At 41.4% G+C, this 15005-nt stretch carries 16 protein-coding genes; 3 read left to right on the plus strand and 13 right to left on the minus strand.

Features of this window, described 5'->3' with window-relative positions; genetic code table 11:
• Positions 1-31 precede the first annotated feature (31 nt).
• Entirely contained in the window at positions 32-922 is an 891-nt protein-coding gene (locus AAEO56_RS07235; RefSeq protein ID WP_341696357.1) for an FKBP-type peptidyl-prolyl cis-trans isomerase, read from the plus strand.
• A 70-nt stretch (positions 923-992) separates the two neighbouring features.
• Here the strand turns inward: AAEO56_RS07235 and AAEO56_RS07240 are convergent, their stop codons facing one another.
• The 5 genes from AAEO56_RS07240 to AAEO56_RS07260 all read right to left on the minus strand — a co-directional run bounded on the left by AAEO56_RS07240 (position 993) and on the right by AAEO56_RS07260 (position 4806).
• Positions 993-1478 carry a dual specificity protein phosphatase family protein gene (locus AAEO56_RS07240; protein WP_341696358.1) on the minus strand — a complete coding sequence of 162 codons (486 nt, stop codon included), beginning with the start codon at positions 1476-1478 and terminating at the stop codon, positions 993-995.
• Between the two features lie 167 nt (positions 1479-1645).
• The gene (locus tag AAEO56_RS07245) at positions 1646-2599 is read right to left on the minus strand and encodes a transketolase family protein (RefSeq protein ID WP_341696359.1); all 954 of its coding nucleotides are present in this window, start codon (positions 2597-2599) and stop codon (positions 1646-1648) included.
• A 15-nt stretch (positions 2600-2614) separates the two neighbouring features.
• Positions 2615-3265, minus strand: coding sequence for a hypothetical protein (locus tag AAEO56_RS07250; protein WP_341696360.1), 651 nt, complete (start codon positions 3263-3265; stop codon positions 2615-2617).
• A 71-nt stretch (positions 3266-3336) separates the two neighbouring features.
• Complete coding sequence (locus AAEO56_RS07255) at positions 3337-4185, minus strand: transketolase (RefSeq protein ID WP_341696361.1); 849 nt, start codon at positions 4183-4185, stop codon at positions 3337-3339.
• Positions 4186-4623: 438 nt separating this feature from the next.
• On the minus strand, positions 4624-4806 hold the full coding sequence (locus AAEO56_RS07260) for a CsbD family protein (RefSeq protein WP_341696362.1): 183 nt from the start codon (positions 4804-4806) through the stop codon (positions 4624-4626).
• A gap of 480 nt (positions 4807-5286) precedes the next feature.
• Here AAEO56_RS07260 and AAEO56_RS07265 point away from each other — a divergent pair, with 480 nt between their 5' ends.
• The gene (locus AAEO56_RS07265) at positions 5287-6327 is read left to right on the plus strand and encodes an IS110 family RNA-guided transposase (protein ID WP_341696363.1); all 1041 of its coding nucleotides are present in this window, start codon (positions 5287-5289) and stop codon (positions 6325-6327) included.
• Positions 6328-6438: 111 nt separating this feature from the next.
• Here AAEO56_RS07265 and AAEO56_RS07270 read toward each other — a convergent pair whose 3' ends face one another.
• The 6 genes from AAEO56_RS07270 to AAEO56_RS07295 all read right to left on the minus strand — a co-directional run bounded on the left by AAEO56_RS07270 (position 6439) and on the right by AAEO56_RS07295 (position 12041).
• Entirely contained in the window at positions 6439-7470 is a 1032-nt protein-coding gene (locus tag AAEO56_RS07270; RefSeq protein WP_341696364.1) for a COX15/CtaA family protein, read from the minus strand.
• 75 nt (positions 7471-7545) lie between these two features.
• A complete protein-coding gene (locus AAEO56_RS07275; protein ID WP_341696365.1) occupies positions 7546-7905 on the minus strand; it encodes a four helix bundle protein in 360 nt (119 codons plus the stop codon).
• 61 nt (positions 7906-7966) lie between these two features.
• Positions 7967-9394: a CCA tRNA nucleotidyltransferase gene (locus AAEO56_RS07280; RefSeq protein WP_341696366.1), complete on the minus strand. Its 1428-nt coding sequence runs from the start codon at positions 9392-9394 to the stop codon at positions 7967-7969.
• On the minus strand, positions 9394-9969 hold the full coding sequence (locus tag AAEO56_RS07285) for an L-threonylcarbamoyladenylate synthase (protein WP_341696367.1): 576 nt from the start codon (positions 9967-9969) through the stop codon (positions 9394-9396). The genes AAEO56_RS07280 and AAEO56_RS07285 overlap by 1 nt, the downstream gene beginning before the upstream one ends.
• A complete protein-coding gene (locus AAEO56_RS07290; protein WP_341696368.1) occupies positions 9966-11069 on the minus strand; it encodes a DegT/DnrJ/EryC1/StrS family aminotransferase in 1104 nt (367 codons plus the stop codon). The genes AAEO56_RS07285 and AAEO56_RS07290 overlap by 4 nt, the downstream gene beginning before the upstream one ends.
• Before the next feature lie 12 nt (positions 11070-11081).
• Positions 11082-12041, minus strand: a complete 960-nt coding sequence (locus AAEO56_RS07295; protein WP_341696369.1) for a CgeB family protein — start codon at positions 12039-12041, stop codon at positions 11082-11084.
• Positions 12042-12171: 130 nt separating this feature from the next.
• On the opposite strand from AAEO56_RS07295, the gene AAEO56_RS07300 reads away from it, so the two are divergent.
• Positions 12172-13035: a hypothetical protein gene (locus AAEO56_RS07300; RefSeq protein ID WP_341696370.1), complete on the plus strand. Its 864-nt coding sequence runs from the start codon at positions 12172-12174 to the stop codon at positions 13033-13035.
• Between the two features lie 60 nt (positions 13036-13095).
• Here AAEO56_RS07300 and AAEO56_RS07305 read toward each other — a convergent pair whose 3' ends face one another.
• Positions 13096-13860, minus strand: coding sequence for a class I SAM-dependent methyltransferase (locus AAEO56_RS07305; RefSeq protein ID WP_341696371.1), 765 nt, complete (start codon positions 13858-13860; stop codon positions 13096-13098).
• Positions 13861-13936: 76 nt separating this feature from the next.
• Positions 13937-14998: a glycosyltransferase family 4 protein gene (locus AAEO56_RS07310; RefSeq protein ID WP_341696372.1), complete on the minus strand. Its 1062-nt coding sequence runs from the start codon at positions 14996-14998 to the stop codon at positions 13937-13939.
• Positions 14999-15005: the final 7 nt, after the last annotated feature.

The raw sequence follows: 15005 nt of genomic DNA on the forward strand, positions 1-15005 counted from the left end.
AATTGTATCTTGCGCCATTAAAAAAATTAAAATGAATAGATTTTTAAAGGCTTTCGGCCTTCTTTCAATAATTACCCTGTTTGCTGCCTGTAAAAAAGACGATGGTCCTAATACTGTACCCCCAAGAGACTACGCGGTACAATATGCTACTGAGAAAGTTGACATAGAAAATTACCTCAAAACGCATTATATGGTTGTTGATCCTGTCACTCTTGATGCAGTCTTTTTTGCCATACCTGAAGGCGGCACCCAGACTTCGATATGGGACCAGACGGAATACCCTTTGCGTAACAAAATTGTGAATAGTAACAGCGTTGATTATACTGTGTACTACCTGGTATTTAATGAAGGTGTTGGCGAGGCGGCAACCAGGGCCGATAACGTACTTGTTGCTTATAGCGGCACGTTATTTTCCGGTGTCCAGTTTGATTCCCAGCCATACCCACAATCGCTTTCGCCTCTATACAATTCAATTGAAGGCTGGCAGGAAATAATCCCATTGTTTAAAACCGGCATCTATGTAGATGTTGACCCAAGTAATCCTGCAACTTTCGAAGGCTATGGGGCTGGCGCCATGTTCCTTCCTTCCGGTTTGGCCTATTATAACTCATCACCTTCATCAGCTGTGTCGGCGTATGATTCAATGATCTTCACTTTTAAGATGTATCAGCTTCAATATACTGATGTGGATGGCGATGGTATACTTAATAAGTTTGAGACTGCTGATGGTATCGACCTGAATGACTATGACACCGATGGGGACGACCTGCCAAACTATCTTGATACAGATGATGATGGCGATGGTCACTTTACAAAAAATGAGATAGAAGATCCTGAAACTGGCGACTCCTACGATTTCGACGAGATACCTACCTGTACAGGAGGTACGCTTAAGAAACACCTTGATCCTGCGTGTTTCTAACTAAAGCGATAAAATTATAACAAAGATCCCGATGTCATTAAGCATCGGGATTTTTTGTATATATCATAATTTATATATTCCAACGATTTTTAATATAAAATAAATTTCCTTTTTTTGGATTAAAGGAAGGATAATATTCTTTTTGGAAAAAAGTAAGAGTTTCTGAATTTTTTTCAATTAAATTTTTTTCCAATAAATACATTAAAGCAATTGAGGGACTCCGAGATTCTCCGAGACTACAATATATAAATACTTCATTTCCGTCATTGAGATGTTGATGTATAAAATCTAATGCAGGATTTATCATAGCATCATTTACATACTTAGGGTCATCTCCATCAATCATATTTAAATATATAGCATCTGGTTCTCTTTTATATAAATAATATAGACTATCAGGATTACAACCTTTTCCGCGCCAACCAACTACAGATTGATGTGATACGTATCCATTTGCTCTATTAAGCGCACAAACTATTTTCATACCTCTATTATATGCAATTTGATATTGTTCTTTAGTTCCAATAAACAGTCGTAAATCTTTAATTTGTCTCATTGCGATCAGGAATTATAAAAATTATTTTTTGGTGTCAACTTTTGATATAAAATGTTTTATTGTAAAGTTAGATATTTAAATAATTCAACATGTTTTAATAATTTTGCACTATGAACAAAAAAATCCCGCTCTTTTCAGAACGGGATCCATTTATATAATGAAGAAAATTATTTCCTCTTTATCACTTTTTCAGCGGCTTCTGCTATAGCCTGATTGTTCAGCTTGTACTTGTCCATAAGCTGGGCAGGTGTACCTGATTCTCCAAAGCTGTCGTTTACGGCAACAAATTCCTGCGGGGCAGGGGTGTTAAGCGCCAGTGTGCGGGCAACGCTCTCTCCCAGGCCTCCAAGGATATTGTGTTCTTCCGCAGTCACCACACAACCTGTCTTTGCTACCGATTTAAGGATAGCTTCCTCATCAAGCGGCTTGATAGTATGTATGTTGATCACTTCGGCAGAAATACCTTTTGCTTCCAAAGCCTCGGCGGCAACCAACGCTTCCCACACCAGGTGGCCTGTGGCGATTATCGTTACATCCGTACCTTCATTAAGCACTACTGCCTTGCCGATCTTGAATTCACCATTCTCAGGCGTAAAATTCGGAACAGACGGCCTTCCGAAACGGAGGTAAACCGGCCCGTGGTGGTCTGCAATAGCTAAAGTCGCAGCTTTTGTCTGGTTGTAATCGCAGGTATTGATAACCGTCATACCCGGAAGCATCTTCATAAGGCCGATATCTTCAAGGATCTGGTGGGTTGCGCCATCTTCACCAAGGGTAAGCCCGGCGTGCGATGCGCATATTTTTACATTCTTGTCTGAGTAGGCAACCGACTGGCGTATCTGGTCATAAACCCTTCCTGTAGAGAAGTTAGCGAACGTCCCTGTAAAAGGTATTTTCCCGCCAATGGTCATACCGGCAGCCATACCTATCATGTTGGCTTCGGCAATACCCATCTGGAAGAAACGTTCCGGATGGTTCTTTTTAAAGTCGTCCATTTTCAGCGACCCGATAAGGTCGGCGCAAAGTGCAACTACATTTTCATTCGTCTGCCCAAGTTCGGTAAGGCCTGCGCCAAAACCCGAACGCGTATCTTTATTTCCTGTATTTGTATATTTTTTCATGATAATGTTGTGTTGTTAGTCCTGATTTTTTAAAAGAAATTTCATTACCTGCTTATTGTCGATTTCCATAGTAACGGGCTTGTCAAGCTTGGTTATCTTTTTGAGTATAAGAACATCATATTCGCTAAAATAATCATCCTCAATGTTTTTAAACCTAACAATTGTGCCTTTTGGCAGCCCCTCAAACTTTATGTTATCAGGAAATAAAAGTTCATTTTGATTTAGCGTAGCGAGTGTATTTAGAGGATCGTCCATAATATACATTTCATAGGTAATAGGCCTTGTTACAGCTTCGTCACCCTCGCCGTCTACTACAAGCGTCTTGTAAATATATTTCCTGCACTTAAAACCATTTTCTGTGATGAGGGAATGGTCCCATTTTATTTCCTCTACTTTGGCAGGATTGTCTTCAAATTTATCGGCAAATACCGAAGTGATCCTTTTCTCACCTTTCAATGAAATATTGAAGCTGATCACATAGTCTTCCCTGATAATGTTTTGGAACTCGCTATCATTCAATACATAGCTTTTATCTTTCGAATTAATGTAGTAATTGACAGCGTCGCCCGATCCGTTTACATATTCCAATAAGTAGTCGAACTGGTAATCCTGCGCCTGTACACTAAAGGCGAAAAGAACAGAAAGCGCTAATAAAAATCTTTTCATATTTTTCATATTAGATCCTGAATTTCAGATTGTCACTCAATCTAAAATCTAAATCCGAATTCTTAAATGTACTAATAGTCTCCCAGGGTCATGGCGTTTTGCGAAAACGCAGCCTCAAGCTGCTCATCGTTCGGCGCTTTCCCGTGCCATGCGTGGGTATGCATCATGTAGTCAACACCGTTGCCCATTTCGGTATGCAGCAATACACAAACCGGTTTTCCTTGTCCTGTACGTGCTTTGGCTTCGGTCATGCCGAGTATGATTGCTTCAAGATTATTCCCTTGTGGAATTTCAACCACATCCCATCCGAAGGCTACGAATTTTGCGCTAAGGCTTCCCATCGGCAGTACCTCGTCAGTTGGGCCGTCGATCTGTTTTCCGTTAACGTCGATGGTCGAAATGATATTATCTACTTTGTAAGCCGCAGCATACATAATAGCTTCCCAGTTTTGCCCTTCCTGAAGTTCGCCATCGCCATGCAGGCTGTAAACAAGGTGGCTGTCGCCGTTAAGTTTTTTGGTTTGTGCTGCACCAAGGGCAACGCTCATTCCCTGTCCAAGCGAACCCGATGCTACACGTACACCCGGAAGGCCTTCGTGTGTGGTTGGGTGGCCCTGAAGCCTTGAATTGATAAGGCGGAAAGTAGCCAGCTCTGCTACAGGAAAATAGCCGCTTCGGGCGAGGACGCTGTAAAATACAGGCGAAATGTGGCCGTTCGAAAGGAAAAACAGGTCTTCGTTGATACCGTCCATGTCAAATCCTTCTTTGCGGTCCATCAAAACCTGGTAAAGCGCCACCAGGAATTCGGTACATCCCAATGATCCGCCCGGGTGGCCGGAGTTTACGGCATGCACCATGCGAAGGATGTCCCTTCTTACCTGAATAGTTAAGTCGTTTAGTTGTTGTGTGTTAGGCTTCATTTGTCAGATTAAAATTAAACTGGTGCAAAAGTACTTTTAATTTTTACTACTGGCAAATTAATTTGGGCGTGCCGCCTCCGTTTCTCTGCGGCGTCGGGCCATTGCTTCGCCAGTTCGGCTTGCAGCCTCGGGTCGCTGTATCTGCCTCGTGCCTCGTCAGGATGCCGTCCCGAAAGCTTTCGGGATACTCACGCAAGCTTCACTCAGATGAAAAGACTTCAACATATGCAGATTATTTTTTTGATGGTTTGTCAGAACTTTTCATTGAAATGTTTACAGGGAGGTATCATATAGAGTGGCACAACCGAGTGAAGCTCAATCTAAAATCTACATTCTGAAATCTGAAATTTTTTCAATAAAAAAAACTGTTCGATAAACAAATTTCTTGCCTATAGAACAGTTTCGGAATATGTGGTAGTTTTTCCTGAGGGAAAAGGCTTATTGGAAAAGGGAAAGTAATTCTTTCTTCGCCTTGCCTAACTTCTGCTCAAGTTTTCCCCACATTTCATCGTCTTTGCCTTCCTCATACGTCAGATCATCGTCTGTAAGTTCGGCATATTTCTGTTTCAGTTTACCTTTGAATTCGTCCCAGCCACCCTGGATTTCAGTTGAATTTGGCATAATGTATATTTTTAGTTGGTTACTTTCGCTATTGTAAAATTACACCAGGAATTCTTAAAATGATGGTAATGAAATTATAAAGGTTTGCTAAATAACTGTCTGGATTAATTTAACCACATTGATGCATAGTCTTTGATGTCCTTGCAGAAAGTTCAATTGAGTTACACAAAGTGTGAAGCGACGCTTCATCTATGTGAATATATGTAGCCTTTTAGTTTTAACTATATACCCTATGTTCTCCTATGTTTGCTTAATAAATATAAGAATATTAATTTAGAAATCAAAGTAGAAATTGGCGGGAGTGCATATGTTCCTAAACAACTTTCAAAGTATGTACGCACATAGATAAAACCCCGCCTTTTTATCCTTAAGAGTTTGAACAGAATGTAAGGTATGGGGCAAGGCCCTATAACCAGAATATCCAGCCAGGAGAAAAGACGAAGAAGGATTCCTAACTTTATTAATTTTAATAATTTAAACATGAAAGCAGTTTTAAAGCAGGTATTAGGGGTCAATGTGGCCAAAGACGAACTGGTTGTTACTTTAGGGCGAATGTTTGATGATCTGTCATTGGAACTTTATGCCTATAAAGTTTTTAAAAACAAGGAAAGTGAATTTTGCGCATTGGTTCAATGGGTAGAAAAACTTACTAAAGAGGATCTCCCAGTGCATTATGTGATGGAGGCTACAGGGGTGTACCACCAAAAATTTGCCTTTTATTTGTTCGATAAAGGCTGTCAGCTAAGCATTGTGCTGCCTAACAAAATAAGCAATTATATACGGACCCTTGAGATAAAGACTACTACAGACAAAACCTGCTCTGAGGCAATAGCACAATTTGGCTTGGAAAGAAAGTTGGATTTATGGCAACGTCCCCATAGGATTTACAAATACCTCCAGCAGCTTACACGCGAACGAGACCAGATTGTCAGCGAGAGGGCAATGGTTAAGAACCAATTACATGCAGAGACACACGAGGCCGAGCCAAATGAAAAAAGTCTTGTCCGGTTGAAAGAAAGAATTGAGTTTTTAAATAAGCAGGAGAAGGAAATAAAGAAAGATATTACCTCTGCAATAGCCAGGGATCACAACATAAAAAGCCAGATTAGTGAAATTACAACTATAACAGGTATTGGTGCATTAAGCGCTATAGTAATCTTAGCAGAAACTAACGGTTTTGAACTCATTAGGAGTAAAAAGCAATTGACCAGCTATGCAGGATTGGACGTGAAAAAGAAGCAATCAGGAACTTCAATAAAAGGGAAACCAAGAATATCAAAAAGAGGAAATAAAAGTCTTCGAAAGGCGATGCATTTTCCGGCGCTGACAGCAGTTAGGCATGATGAGAATTTTAGATCACTTTACGCAAGGATCGTGGCAAAACATGGAATCAAAATGAAAGCTTATACAGCAGTACAGAGGAAACTGCTGGAAATGGTGTATGTGATATTCAAAAGCAAAGCGCCCTATGATAAAGAATATGAGCTAAAAAAAAATAGAGTGCAAAAGCAAATAGCCTAAAGCACTCTATACTGACTGGCTCTGGGCCGTCTTAGGATACAAAGATATTAAAAAATTTACATTTTTAATTTGGATATCAACACAGAATCTATGTGGTTAAATTTGAAGGCATTATTGACTTTTTCGCCTGCTTTCCAGTATCATATAGAATTGTATACCAAACAATATCGCAGCCGTTACCAAATGCACACTCTGCATCCCGAACGGAAAATCTAAGTAATACATTACAACGCCTGATGCTATTTCTATAAATAACAATCCCATTACCCAGGTTGTTTTCGCATAGCCAAGGCTCAATTTCCTGTTGCGAAGGTAAAGCCAAAGGTTGATGCCAAAGACCACAAATGAGAACGAACGGTGGACATAGAACGCCACCAGCGGGTTGTCCAGCACAAGGTTCATGTTCTCATAGCCAAGCATTTTTACACGCTCATCTACAAACTGTCGCACCTGTGTTCCTAATACAACCTGTAGTAAGGTCAGCAGCAGCGAAACCCACAGCAATGTTTTAAAAAGTGTATCCTGCTTTAATAAAGGAAGATTTTCCGAAAGACTTTTTGCTTTATCCAGTATATAGAGTATCAGGGCAGCAATTCCAAGAGCCACTACCATGTGTACGGTGATCTTTACGGGGTTCAGAACGCTGTACACCACCGTCGCCCCAAGCCATCCCTGGAATCCCATCAGGAAAACCGCGAGCCATGAAAGTAATATAATACTTGTCTTTGTGCGCCTGAACGCAGCAATTGAAAGCACAGCCATGGCAAATACGGCAACCCCTGCAAGTGCGCCAATAAGGCGGTTTACGTATTCCACCCATGTCTCTATGGGGTCGAACTCAGCATAATCGTGTTTGGTATATGCTTCCCATTTTGAAGCGTCATATTCCGTTCCGGTAGTAAAGGTTTCATTGGCTACCCAAAGCTTTTCATCTTTAATGATCACCTGGCCTTTTAGGAATTCATGGTTCGGCGACCATTGCAATTCTGATATATGGGTAGGAGGGATGTAATATCCAAAGCACTTTGGCCAGTCGGGGCAGCCCATCCCTGAGCCGGTCATTCGGACTAATGCGCCGGCGACGATAACTAAGTACACAAGTACTAAGGCTATCTTTGTTATTTTCTGGAAGTTGATTTTCATAATAGTTGCAAAGTTACAAAGTGGCAGAGTTGCAAAGTTTTTTTAGCTTCACATTTTCTCGAAAAGTGATGACCATCATAATGTTTCTTTTATTTTAGAAATGAAAGAACTCAGCATTCTTTCAAGTTCGCGGCTATCGTTATAAATTTCATTAAAATCAGGTTCATTGATATATCCTAAATTATAGGCAATTTCAATTTGTGTCTGAAGTTCAAACAATGATCCCATAGAAATATTCAAAAACCGATGATAATCTCTATTTGTTCCTCTTCCAAATCCCTCTGCAATATTACTTGGTATTGAAACAGAGCATCTTTTTATTTGTGATGTTAAAGCAAACAATTCTTCTTTTGGGAATTTGCTTGTCTTTTTGTAGCATTTAGTAACGAGTGCCATGGCTTTTTGCCAAATCAGGAGATCTCTGAAAGTTTTCATGGTTTGAATATAATCAGTTACGGATATATAAACTTTGCAACTCTGCTACTTTGTAACTTTGCTACTTACTAATCAACCCCATCTTCCCGGCCCTTTCCATCATAAAAGCATACGCCGACTCGTGATCGTTATGTATTTCACCTTCCAGTATTGCTTCTTTTATTGCTTCTTTCAACACCCCGATTTCACGCCCGGGCTGTAAGCCGAATATTTCCATGATTTCCTCGCCGGTAATGGGCGGCTGGAAGTTGCGTACATGGTCGCGCTCCTCAACCTCCACGATCTTTTGGCGTACGATCTTAAAGTTATTATGGTACTTTTTGAACTTGTTGGGGTTCTTGGTCGTGATGTCGGCTTCGCACAGCGTCATCAGGCTTTCGATATCTTCTCCGGCATCGAACACCAGCCTGCGTACTGCCGAATCGGTCACAATGTCCTGCGACAATACGATAGGGCGTGAGCTAAGCATCACCATTTTCGATACGAACTTCATCTTCTGGTTCATTGGCATGTGAAGGCGCTCAAATAGCTTCTTCACCATCTTGCCACCCACAAATTCGTGCCCGTGGAATGTCCAGCCTACTTTCTTACTGAATTTCTTGGTCGGCGCCTTGCCAATATCGTGCAACAGGGCGGCCCAACGCAGCCATACATCTTCGGTATTGGGCGCTATATTATCAACCACTTCAAGCGTGTGGTAAAAATTATCTTTGTGTGTCTGGCCTTCCACTTCCTCAACGCCCTGCAGGGCGGTAAGCTCTGGAAGGATGATGTGCAGCAGCCCGGTTTCAAGAAGCAGCTTAAACCCGACAGACGGTACAGCAGCCGACAGTATCTTATTTAGCTCATCTATAATACGTTCCCCTGAAATTATTTTGATACGCTCCTTATTCCTTTCAATAGCCTTAAGCGATTCTTCCTCAATAGTAAAGCCTAATTGTGTGGCAAACCGTATGGCACGCATCATGCGTAGCGGGTCATCACTATAGGTAATATCCGGGTTCAAAGGTGTGCGGATGATCTGGTTTTTCAGGTCTTCCACACCATTGAAGGGATCCACCAATGTGCCAAAATCACTTTCATCCAGCGAAAGCGCCAGGGCATTGATGGTAAAATCGCGACGGTTCTGGTCGTCTTCAAGCGTACCGGTCTCAACATGTGGGTTGCGGCTGTCTTCGGTGTACGATTCCTTACGTGCGCCAACAAACTCAATGTCGATCTCCTCAAAACGAAGCATTGCAGTGCCATATGTTTTGAAAATTTGAACTTTCGGCTTTTTCGGCAAAAGGGATGAAACTTTTTGGGCAAGGTCAATACCACTGCCCACGGCCACAATATCGATATCTTTTTTAAAGTCGCGTTTCAGCAGAAAATCCCTTACGAACCCGCCTATTACATAACTCTTAACGTTGAGCTCGGTAGCGGCCTGCGAGGTAATGCTGAAAATCGTATTATTAAGGGCTTCTTTATATGAAGTTTTGTTTTCCATCAGGGGCGTATCACTTTCACCTGCAAATTATTCCCCAGCTTAATAATGGTCGAGGGCTTTGCGGCAATTTTATCACGGTGCAAATTTACGATATAGTCTACGCCGTCCAAAATATGATGATCGATTTCTTTAAAAGAATTTGGCGTAGGCCTTCCGCTGACATTCGCCGAGGTAGATACCAGCGGTTTTTTCATACGTTCCATCAGCTTAAAACAAAAAGGCTCCTTTACGAGGCGCACACCAAGCGTTTTATCTTCTGCGATTAGGTTGGCTGCCACATTGCGCGGATCGTCCAGTATAAGCGTCGTAGGCTTTTCAGACAGGTCTAAGATCTGCCACGCCACTTCGGGAATTTCATGGAATACAGTGTGCATCATTCTGTCGCTGTTCATAAGCACGATCATGCTTTTGCTTTCCTCGCGCTGCTTGAGTGCGTATATTTTTTTTACGGCCTCAACATTCGTGGCATCACAGCCTATTCCCCAAACAGTATCGGTAGGGTAAAGGATGATACCGCCATTCTTTATGGCCTCAAAGGCATTATGTACTTCGGTATTTACATCGGGTGTGCTCATTTGTAATTGTTTATGGTTTCTACCACTTTCTTTATTTCTTCCTCTGTCATCACCGGGCTTATCGGCAAGCTCAGCACTTCGTTATGTATCTGCTCCGTTATCGGGAACGACAAGTGGTGCATTTGTGGGTATGCTTCCTGTTTATGTGGCGGTATAGGGTAGTGGATGAGTGTCTGTATTCCGTTATCCTTTAGGTGCTGTTGCAGCCTTTCCCGTTCTTTGGTCCGGATGACGAACAGGTGCCATACATGCTCCTTCTGATTTTCAGGTTGCTTTGGCAGTATGATTTCAGGATTATTTATATTTTCAAGGTAGTACTTCGCTACCTGCTTACGCCTTTCATTTTCTTTGTCCAGGTACTTCAGTTTTTCGTCCAGTACTGCTGCCTGTATCTCGTCCAGTCTTGAGTTCAGCCCCTGTAATTTATTTATATACTTCTCTTCAGACCCGTAATTGGCTAATGCCCTGATGGTTTTTGCTAAAGTATCATCATTGGTAGTTACCGCGCCCGCATCGCCCAAAGCGCCTAAATTCTTCCCCGGATAAAAGCTGAAGCCCGCTGCATCGCCAAGATTTCCGGACTTTATACCATTCCATTCAGCGCCTATAGCCTGCGCGTTATCCTCGATTATTTTAAGGTTGTGCTTTTGTGCCAACGCCTTCAGTGCTGTAGAAAACACTATTCGCCCATACAGGTGTACGATCATTACAGCCTTTGTCTTTGTTGTGATGGCCGCTTCTATTTTAGCAATGTCTATATTATAGGTGTTAATGTCCGGCTCTACCAAAACAGGGACAAGCCGGTTATCAGTAATTGCAAGCAAGGAAGCGATATAGGTATTGGCAGGCACGATCACTTCGTCACCTTCCTGCATCACGCCAAGCTCTATGTAGGCTTTTAGTATCAGGCGCAATGCATCAAGCCCGTTGGCAACCCCTATTGCGTGTCTGCATCCGATGTATTCTCCAAGGTTTTTCTCAAACTGCTTCACCTCATCGCCCAGCAGGTACCAGCCGCTCCTGAAAGTTTTCAGCAGGCGTGCCTCTATTTCCTGTTGGTGCAGGAGGTTTATTTTTTGCAGGTCGAGAAATTTTATCATTGCCTAAAAAGATCAGTTAAAGAAGATAGTGTCCACAAAATGCTTTATAGTATATTTATTATACAGTTCTTCAGGTAAAGGGTTGTAGGGAGTTTCAAAAAACGACGCACTGATCGCTAAATTGTCAGGATCTATAACCAGTATGTTATTAGGGTTATAAAACTCATAATTTTTTATGGACGCATTAGTGGTAATAAGTTTTTTTTGGTGAGCCAGTGCTTCAAATACCCTAAAGCTCAATCCGTTGTGTCCAAGCCTCACGATGTCTAAAAACATCTCTGCTTTTTCAAGGTATCCGGGCAACTCTTCCGGGCGGATTTCTTTTTCAGAATATTCTATACCCGGATTGTTCTCAGGATCTGTTTTTTTAGTCACGCGCACTACAAACTTAAAGCTAACTTTTAGCTTGTTCAGTTCTTTTGCAATAGTATTAAGCAATGGCAGCCTCTCATCTGCGGACATGACTATGAACACCCTGTAGTCAAATGCTGCGGATGGCTTAATCTCATGCTTAGGGAGGTAAATGTAATTTGTAATGTGTGTAAAGCTGTATTTTGCAACATCATCTTCGTCAAACGAATAAATCGCATCGAATATATTTTCAAGCCTTGGCAAAACAGGGAATCTTTTTGTGCTGTCATACAAATAAGCCAGATACTTTTTTGTCTGTTGTTTAATGAGGATATGGGTATCCCTGTCCAGCAGGTCGGGCCGTATTACCAGTATAATGTCCTGCATGCCCAAAGCCTTAAGCTGCTCCAGGACATGTTCCTGCCTCTTTATCTTTTTGATGTTTTTTTTCAGGAACACCTTATTAAAGGTATTGGCGACCCTGTGCAGCGGTGAAGCATACTTATAGCTGAATTTGCTTATATCAATATGTGCTGCTTCAACACCTTCCCTTTGTTTAAGTTCTTTTATTATATGCTGGTCAAAATCCCAGTAATCGAAACTTATAAGGCAAACCTTCATGCGCTGTTTTTTTTGTAAAATTAAGCATTTGGCCCTTACAATTCCTGCCAGCTGCATCATATATATACTGTATGTAGAAAAAAAATACAGATATTGTGTAACTTGCGGCAAATTTTAAGCACCATTTCGCATGAATAAAATTCAGACAGGTTTTTTAGTTTCCTACGATTATAAGTTGATACAAAATGCATTGCCTCCCATTTATGCCGATAGCGACACCATTTTTTTAGCAATTGATAAAAACAGGAAAACCTGGAATGGGGAAGGTTTTGAGATCGACCCGGCTTTTTTTGACTGGATAAAATCCATAGACACCGATAATAAGGTTGTGATCTATGAAGATGAGTTTTATATCCCCGAACTTACCACCATGCAGTGTGAGGTAAGGGAACGTAAAATGCTGGCAGAAAAAATGGGAATCGGCAACTGGCTGATACAACTGGACAGTGACGAGTATTTTTATGATTTCAAATCGTTTGCCGACTATTTAAAATCGAAAAGCCACTTCCTGAAAAAGGGAGCCAAAAATGTACAGATATGCTCGTTTAAGGTGAATCTCTACAAGTATGTAGATGAAGGAGTTTTGTATGTGGATAAACTGGATAAGTTTATGGTCGCAACCAATTTTCCTGGTTACAAGGTAGGCCGCCATTGCAAGTGCAGGTCTATTTATACCAACAGCATCGCGCTTCATGACTGCCTTTCGAGGGAAAGGGGAGAACTGGTACAAAAACTCGAAAACTGGGGCCACAATACCGATATTGATAAAGATGCCTTTATGCAAAAGTGGGATGATGTAAACAAATCAAACTATAAGCAGATGGAAGGCTTTTTCTACCTAAACCCCATGCACTGGAAAACACTGGAGTTCATGCCAGGCAAAACAATACAGGAACTGCTGGAAAACTTTAAACGCTCAGGTAAATTAAATGTCCCTTCTTTTTTCCTGTTTAAAAAGAACCTGGGGCAATGGTTTAAATTTTTGTTCAAATAAATTTAGGTACTAAAAAATCCCAATGTCAAACATTGGGATTTTTTACATAACAGTATTCGGTTAATTTCCGGGTAATGCTTTATCTATAATTGCCTTAAAATCCTCAAACTTCATCAGGTTAAGATAGGTTTTTCGGTCTTTATCAAGTACATCAAATTCGTAAAAAGGATTGGTAGAAGGGCCTGTTATGCTGTTGCCTATAGCATAATTTTTAGCAATTACCCCCACACCCCAATCGGTGTCAATACAGCAGGAATGCACTGAGTTTTCATGCCTCCATTTTACAAACGCTTTCCACGTGGTGCCGTTCCAGTACACCCCCGCAGGGCTGTGCTTGTAGGCATAGTTCTCGCGTGCATGCCATTCTGTTGGCGGGCTGCAGTCGTGCATTACTATAAATCCGTCGTCTTTAAGATAGCGAAGGCAGTTGATGATATCGCGGTCTACCTGTTCTGCAAGGTGCAGGCCATCGATGAATACAACATCGAAAAGAATGCCTTTATCAAGTATCTCTCCTTTATCCAGCTTTGTAAAAAAATCATCGCTGGTAAGCTGAAAGCTCACAGGGTTATCTTTAAATTCCACTCCGGGGTCTACACCATATTTTTTATCCGCTTTTATGTGGGCATGGTTGTCGTTAGGGTTTCGAACACCTATTTCAAGGTAAGTGGTTTGCCTGTTCAGCTTAGACAGGAGATAGTTTATTATATCGGTACGGGTAGGCCTTTTGTTCAGCTCAGACCTGCTTTTTTCCTGTGCGTCCTTAAAAGCCGGATCATTCAGTACTTTTTTACCTTTCGAGAATTCTTTCCCTAATAATTTCATAGTATTTTTATTAGTAATTCGTGTTTTACTTTTGCGGAGCCAAATTAGCCTTTTTTTTTAAAATAAAACAAATAAGTTATTTGCGGTACAGCTTCAGGTATTCATCAGCGGCTTTATCCCAGCTAAAAAAACGGCCCCTTGCTTTTATTTTTTCAATATAATGCCATGGGTTTGTATTAAAATGATCCAGGTTTTGCAGTACAAAATCCCTCATATATTCAGGATCGAAATTCTCCCAGTAGAATGCTGCATCCCCACCAATTTCCGGCAGTGACGACAGGTTGCTTAAAAATACCGGCTTACCAAAATACATGGCTTCCACCGGTGGAAGGCCAAAGCCTTCGTTTACCGATGGAAAAAGAAAAGAAGTACAGTTGGCCATATAATACTGTTTGCCTTCCTCGCTCACTTTACCGGTAAGGAAAACCCTGTCCTGCAGGTTTTTTTGTGTGATATAATCCTTAATTTCCTGCCCGTAGCCCTTATCATTGTTTCCCGAAATAATGAGGTTGTAACCGTTGGTTATTTCGATCATTTTTACAAGCGCCATAAAATTCTTGCGTTCCAGGAAATCGCCTATGCTGTAAAAAAACGGTTTTCCGGGAGGCGTTTGCGGTTTATAGCTTTCAAAATTCACGGTGTGGGCAACGGGATTGCCGTTATAGATGATTACTTCCTCCACCTGCGGTACCTGAAAATGATTGTGTACCTGCTGCCTTGCAAATTCAGAGATGTAGGTAATAACATCGGCGCGCTTTAGCTTATCTTTAAAGAGCGTTATATTTTTTTGCCTGTCGGCCTCCTGTCCCTGTTCCATAAAAATAACGTCGTGTACAGTAAGGATGTATTTTTTAGGGGCAGAAAACGGCTCTATTTTCGTGTTCTGGTTCATGCTGTGCCACACATCAAATTTCTGGCGTATCCTGAAGAGGGCATGGCGCTGCAGGCTGCTGTATTTTTTATATTTAAAAGTATCCTTAAATTCGTCCTGTGCCTGCTGCGGATCTTTCAGGTTCAAATAAATTTCGAGATCTGCTGTTGGTTTTTCTGCAATGGCCTTAATGAGCTCATAATTGAAAGTGCCCAGTCCGCCCGCGCGGTTCTTCATATTATGCGATTCCAGGAAAACAGATTTCATGTGTTTA

Source organism: Flavobacterium arundinis (genome assembly GCF_038289855.1).
Lineage (GTDB): Bacteria > Bacteroidota > Bacteroidia > Flavobacteriales > Flavobacteriaceae > Flavobacterium > Flavobacterium arundinis.

Excerpts from the sequence above, each read along its gene's own strand:
- AAEO56_RS07235 (WP_341696357.1), top strand. The coding sequence starts at position 32 with ATGAATAGATTTTTAAAGGCTTTCGGCCTTCTTTCAATAATTACCCTG.
- AAEO56_RS07240 (WP_341696358.1), bottom strand. The coding sequence starts at position 1,478 with ATGAGACAAATTAAAGATTTACGACTGTTTATTGGAACTAAAGAACAA.
- AAEO56_RS07245 (WP_341696359.1), bottom strand. The coding sequence starts at position 2,599 with ATGAAAAAATATACAAATACAGGAAATAAAGATACGCGTTCGGGTTTT.
- AAEO56_RS07250 (WP_341696360.1), bottom strand. The coding sequence starts at position 3,265 with ATGAAAAGATTTTTATTAGCGCTTTCTGTTCTTTTCGCCTTTAGTGTA.
- AAEO56_RS07255 (WP_341696361.1), bottom strand. The coding sequence starts at position 4,185 with ATGAAGCCTAACACACAACAACTAAACGACTTAACTATTCAGGTAAGA.
- AAEO56_RS07260 (WP_341696362.1), bottom strand. The coding sequence starts at position 4,806 with ATGCCAAATTCAACTGAAATCCAGGGTGGCTGGGACGAATTCAAAGGT.
- AAEO56_RS07265 (WP_341696363.1), top strand. The coding sequence starts at position 5,287 with ATGAAAGCAGTTTTAAAGCAGGTATTAGGGGTCAATGTGGCCAAAGAC.
- AAEO56_RS07270 (WP_341696364.1), bottom strand. The coding sequence starts at position 7,470 with ATGAAAATCAACTTCCAGAAAATAACAAAGATAGCCTTAGTACTTGTG.
- AAEO56_RS07275 (WP_341696365.1), bottom strand. The coding sequence starts at position 7,905 with ATGAAAACTTTCAGAGATCTCCTGATTTGGCAAAAAGCCATGGCACTC.
- AAEO56_RS07280 (WP_341696366.1), bottom strand. The coding sequence starts at position 9,394 with ATGGAAAACAAAACTTCATATAAAGAAGCCCTTAATAATACGATTTTC.
- AAEO56_RS07285 (WP_341696367.1), bottom strand. The coding sequence starts at position 9,969 with ATGAGCACACCCGATGTAAATACCGAAGTACATAATGCCTTTGAGGCC.
- AAEO56_RS07290 (WP_341696368.1), bottom strand. The coding sequence starts at position 11,069 with ATGATAAAATTTCTCGACCTGCAAAAAATAAACCTCCTGCACCAACAG.
- AAEO56_RS07295 (WP_341696369.1), bottom strand. The coding sequence starts at position 12,041 with ATGAAGGTTTGCCTTATAAGTTTCGATTACTGGGATTTTGACCAGCAT.
- AAEO56_RS07300 (WP_341696370.1), top strand. The coding sequence starts at position 12,172 with ATGAATAAAATTCAGACAGGTTTTTTAGTTTCCTACGATTATAAGTTG.
- AAEO56_RS07305 (WP_341696371.1), bottom strand. The coding sequence starts at position 13,860 with ATGAAATTATTAGGGAAAGAATTCTCGAAAGGTAAAAAAGTACTGAAT.
- AAEO56_RS07310 (WP_341696372.1), bottom strand. The coding sequence starts at position 14,998 with ATGAAATCTGTTTTCCTGGAATCGCATAATATGAAGAACCGCGCGGGC.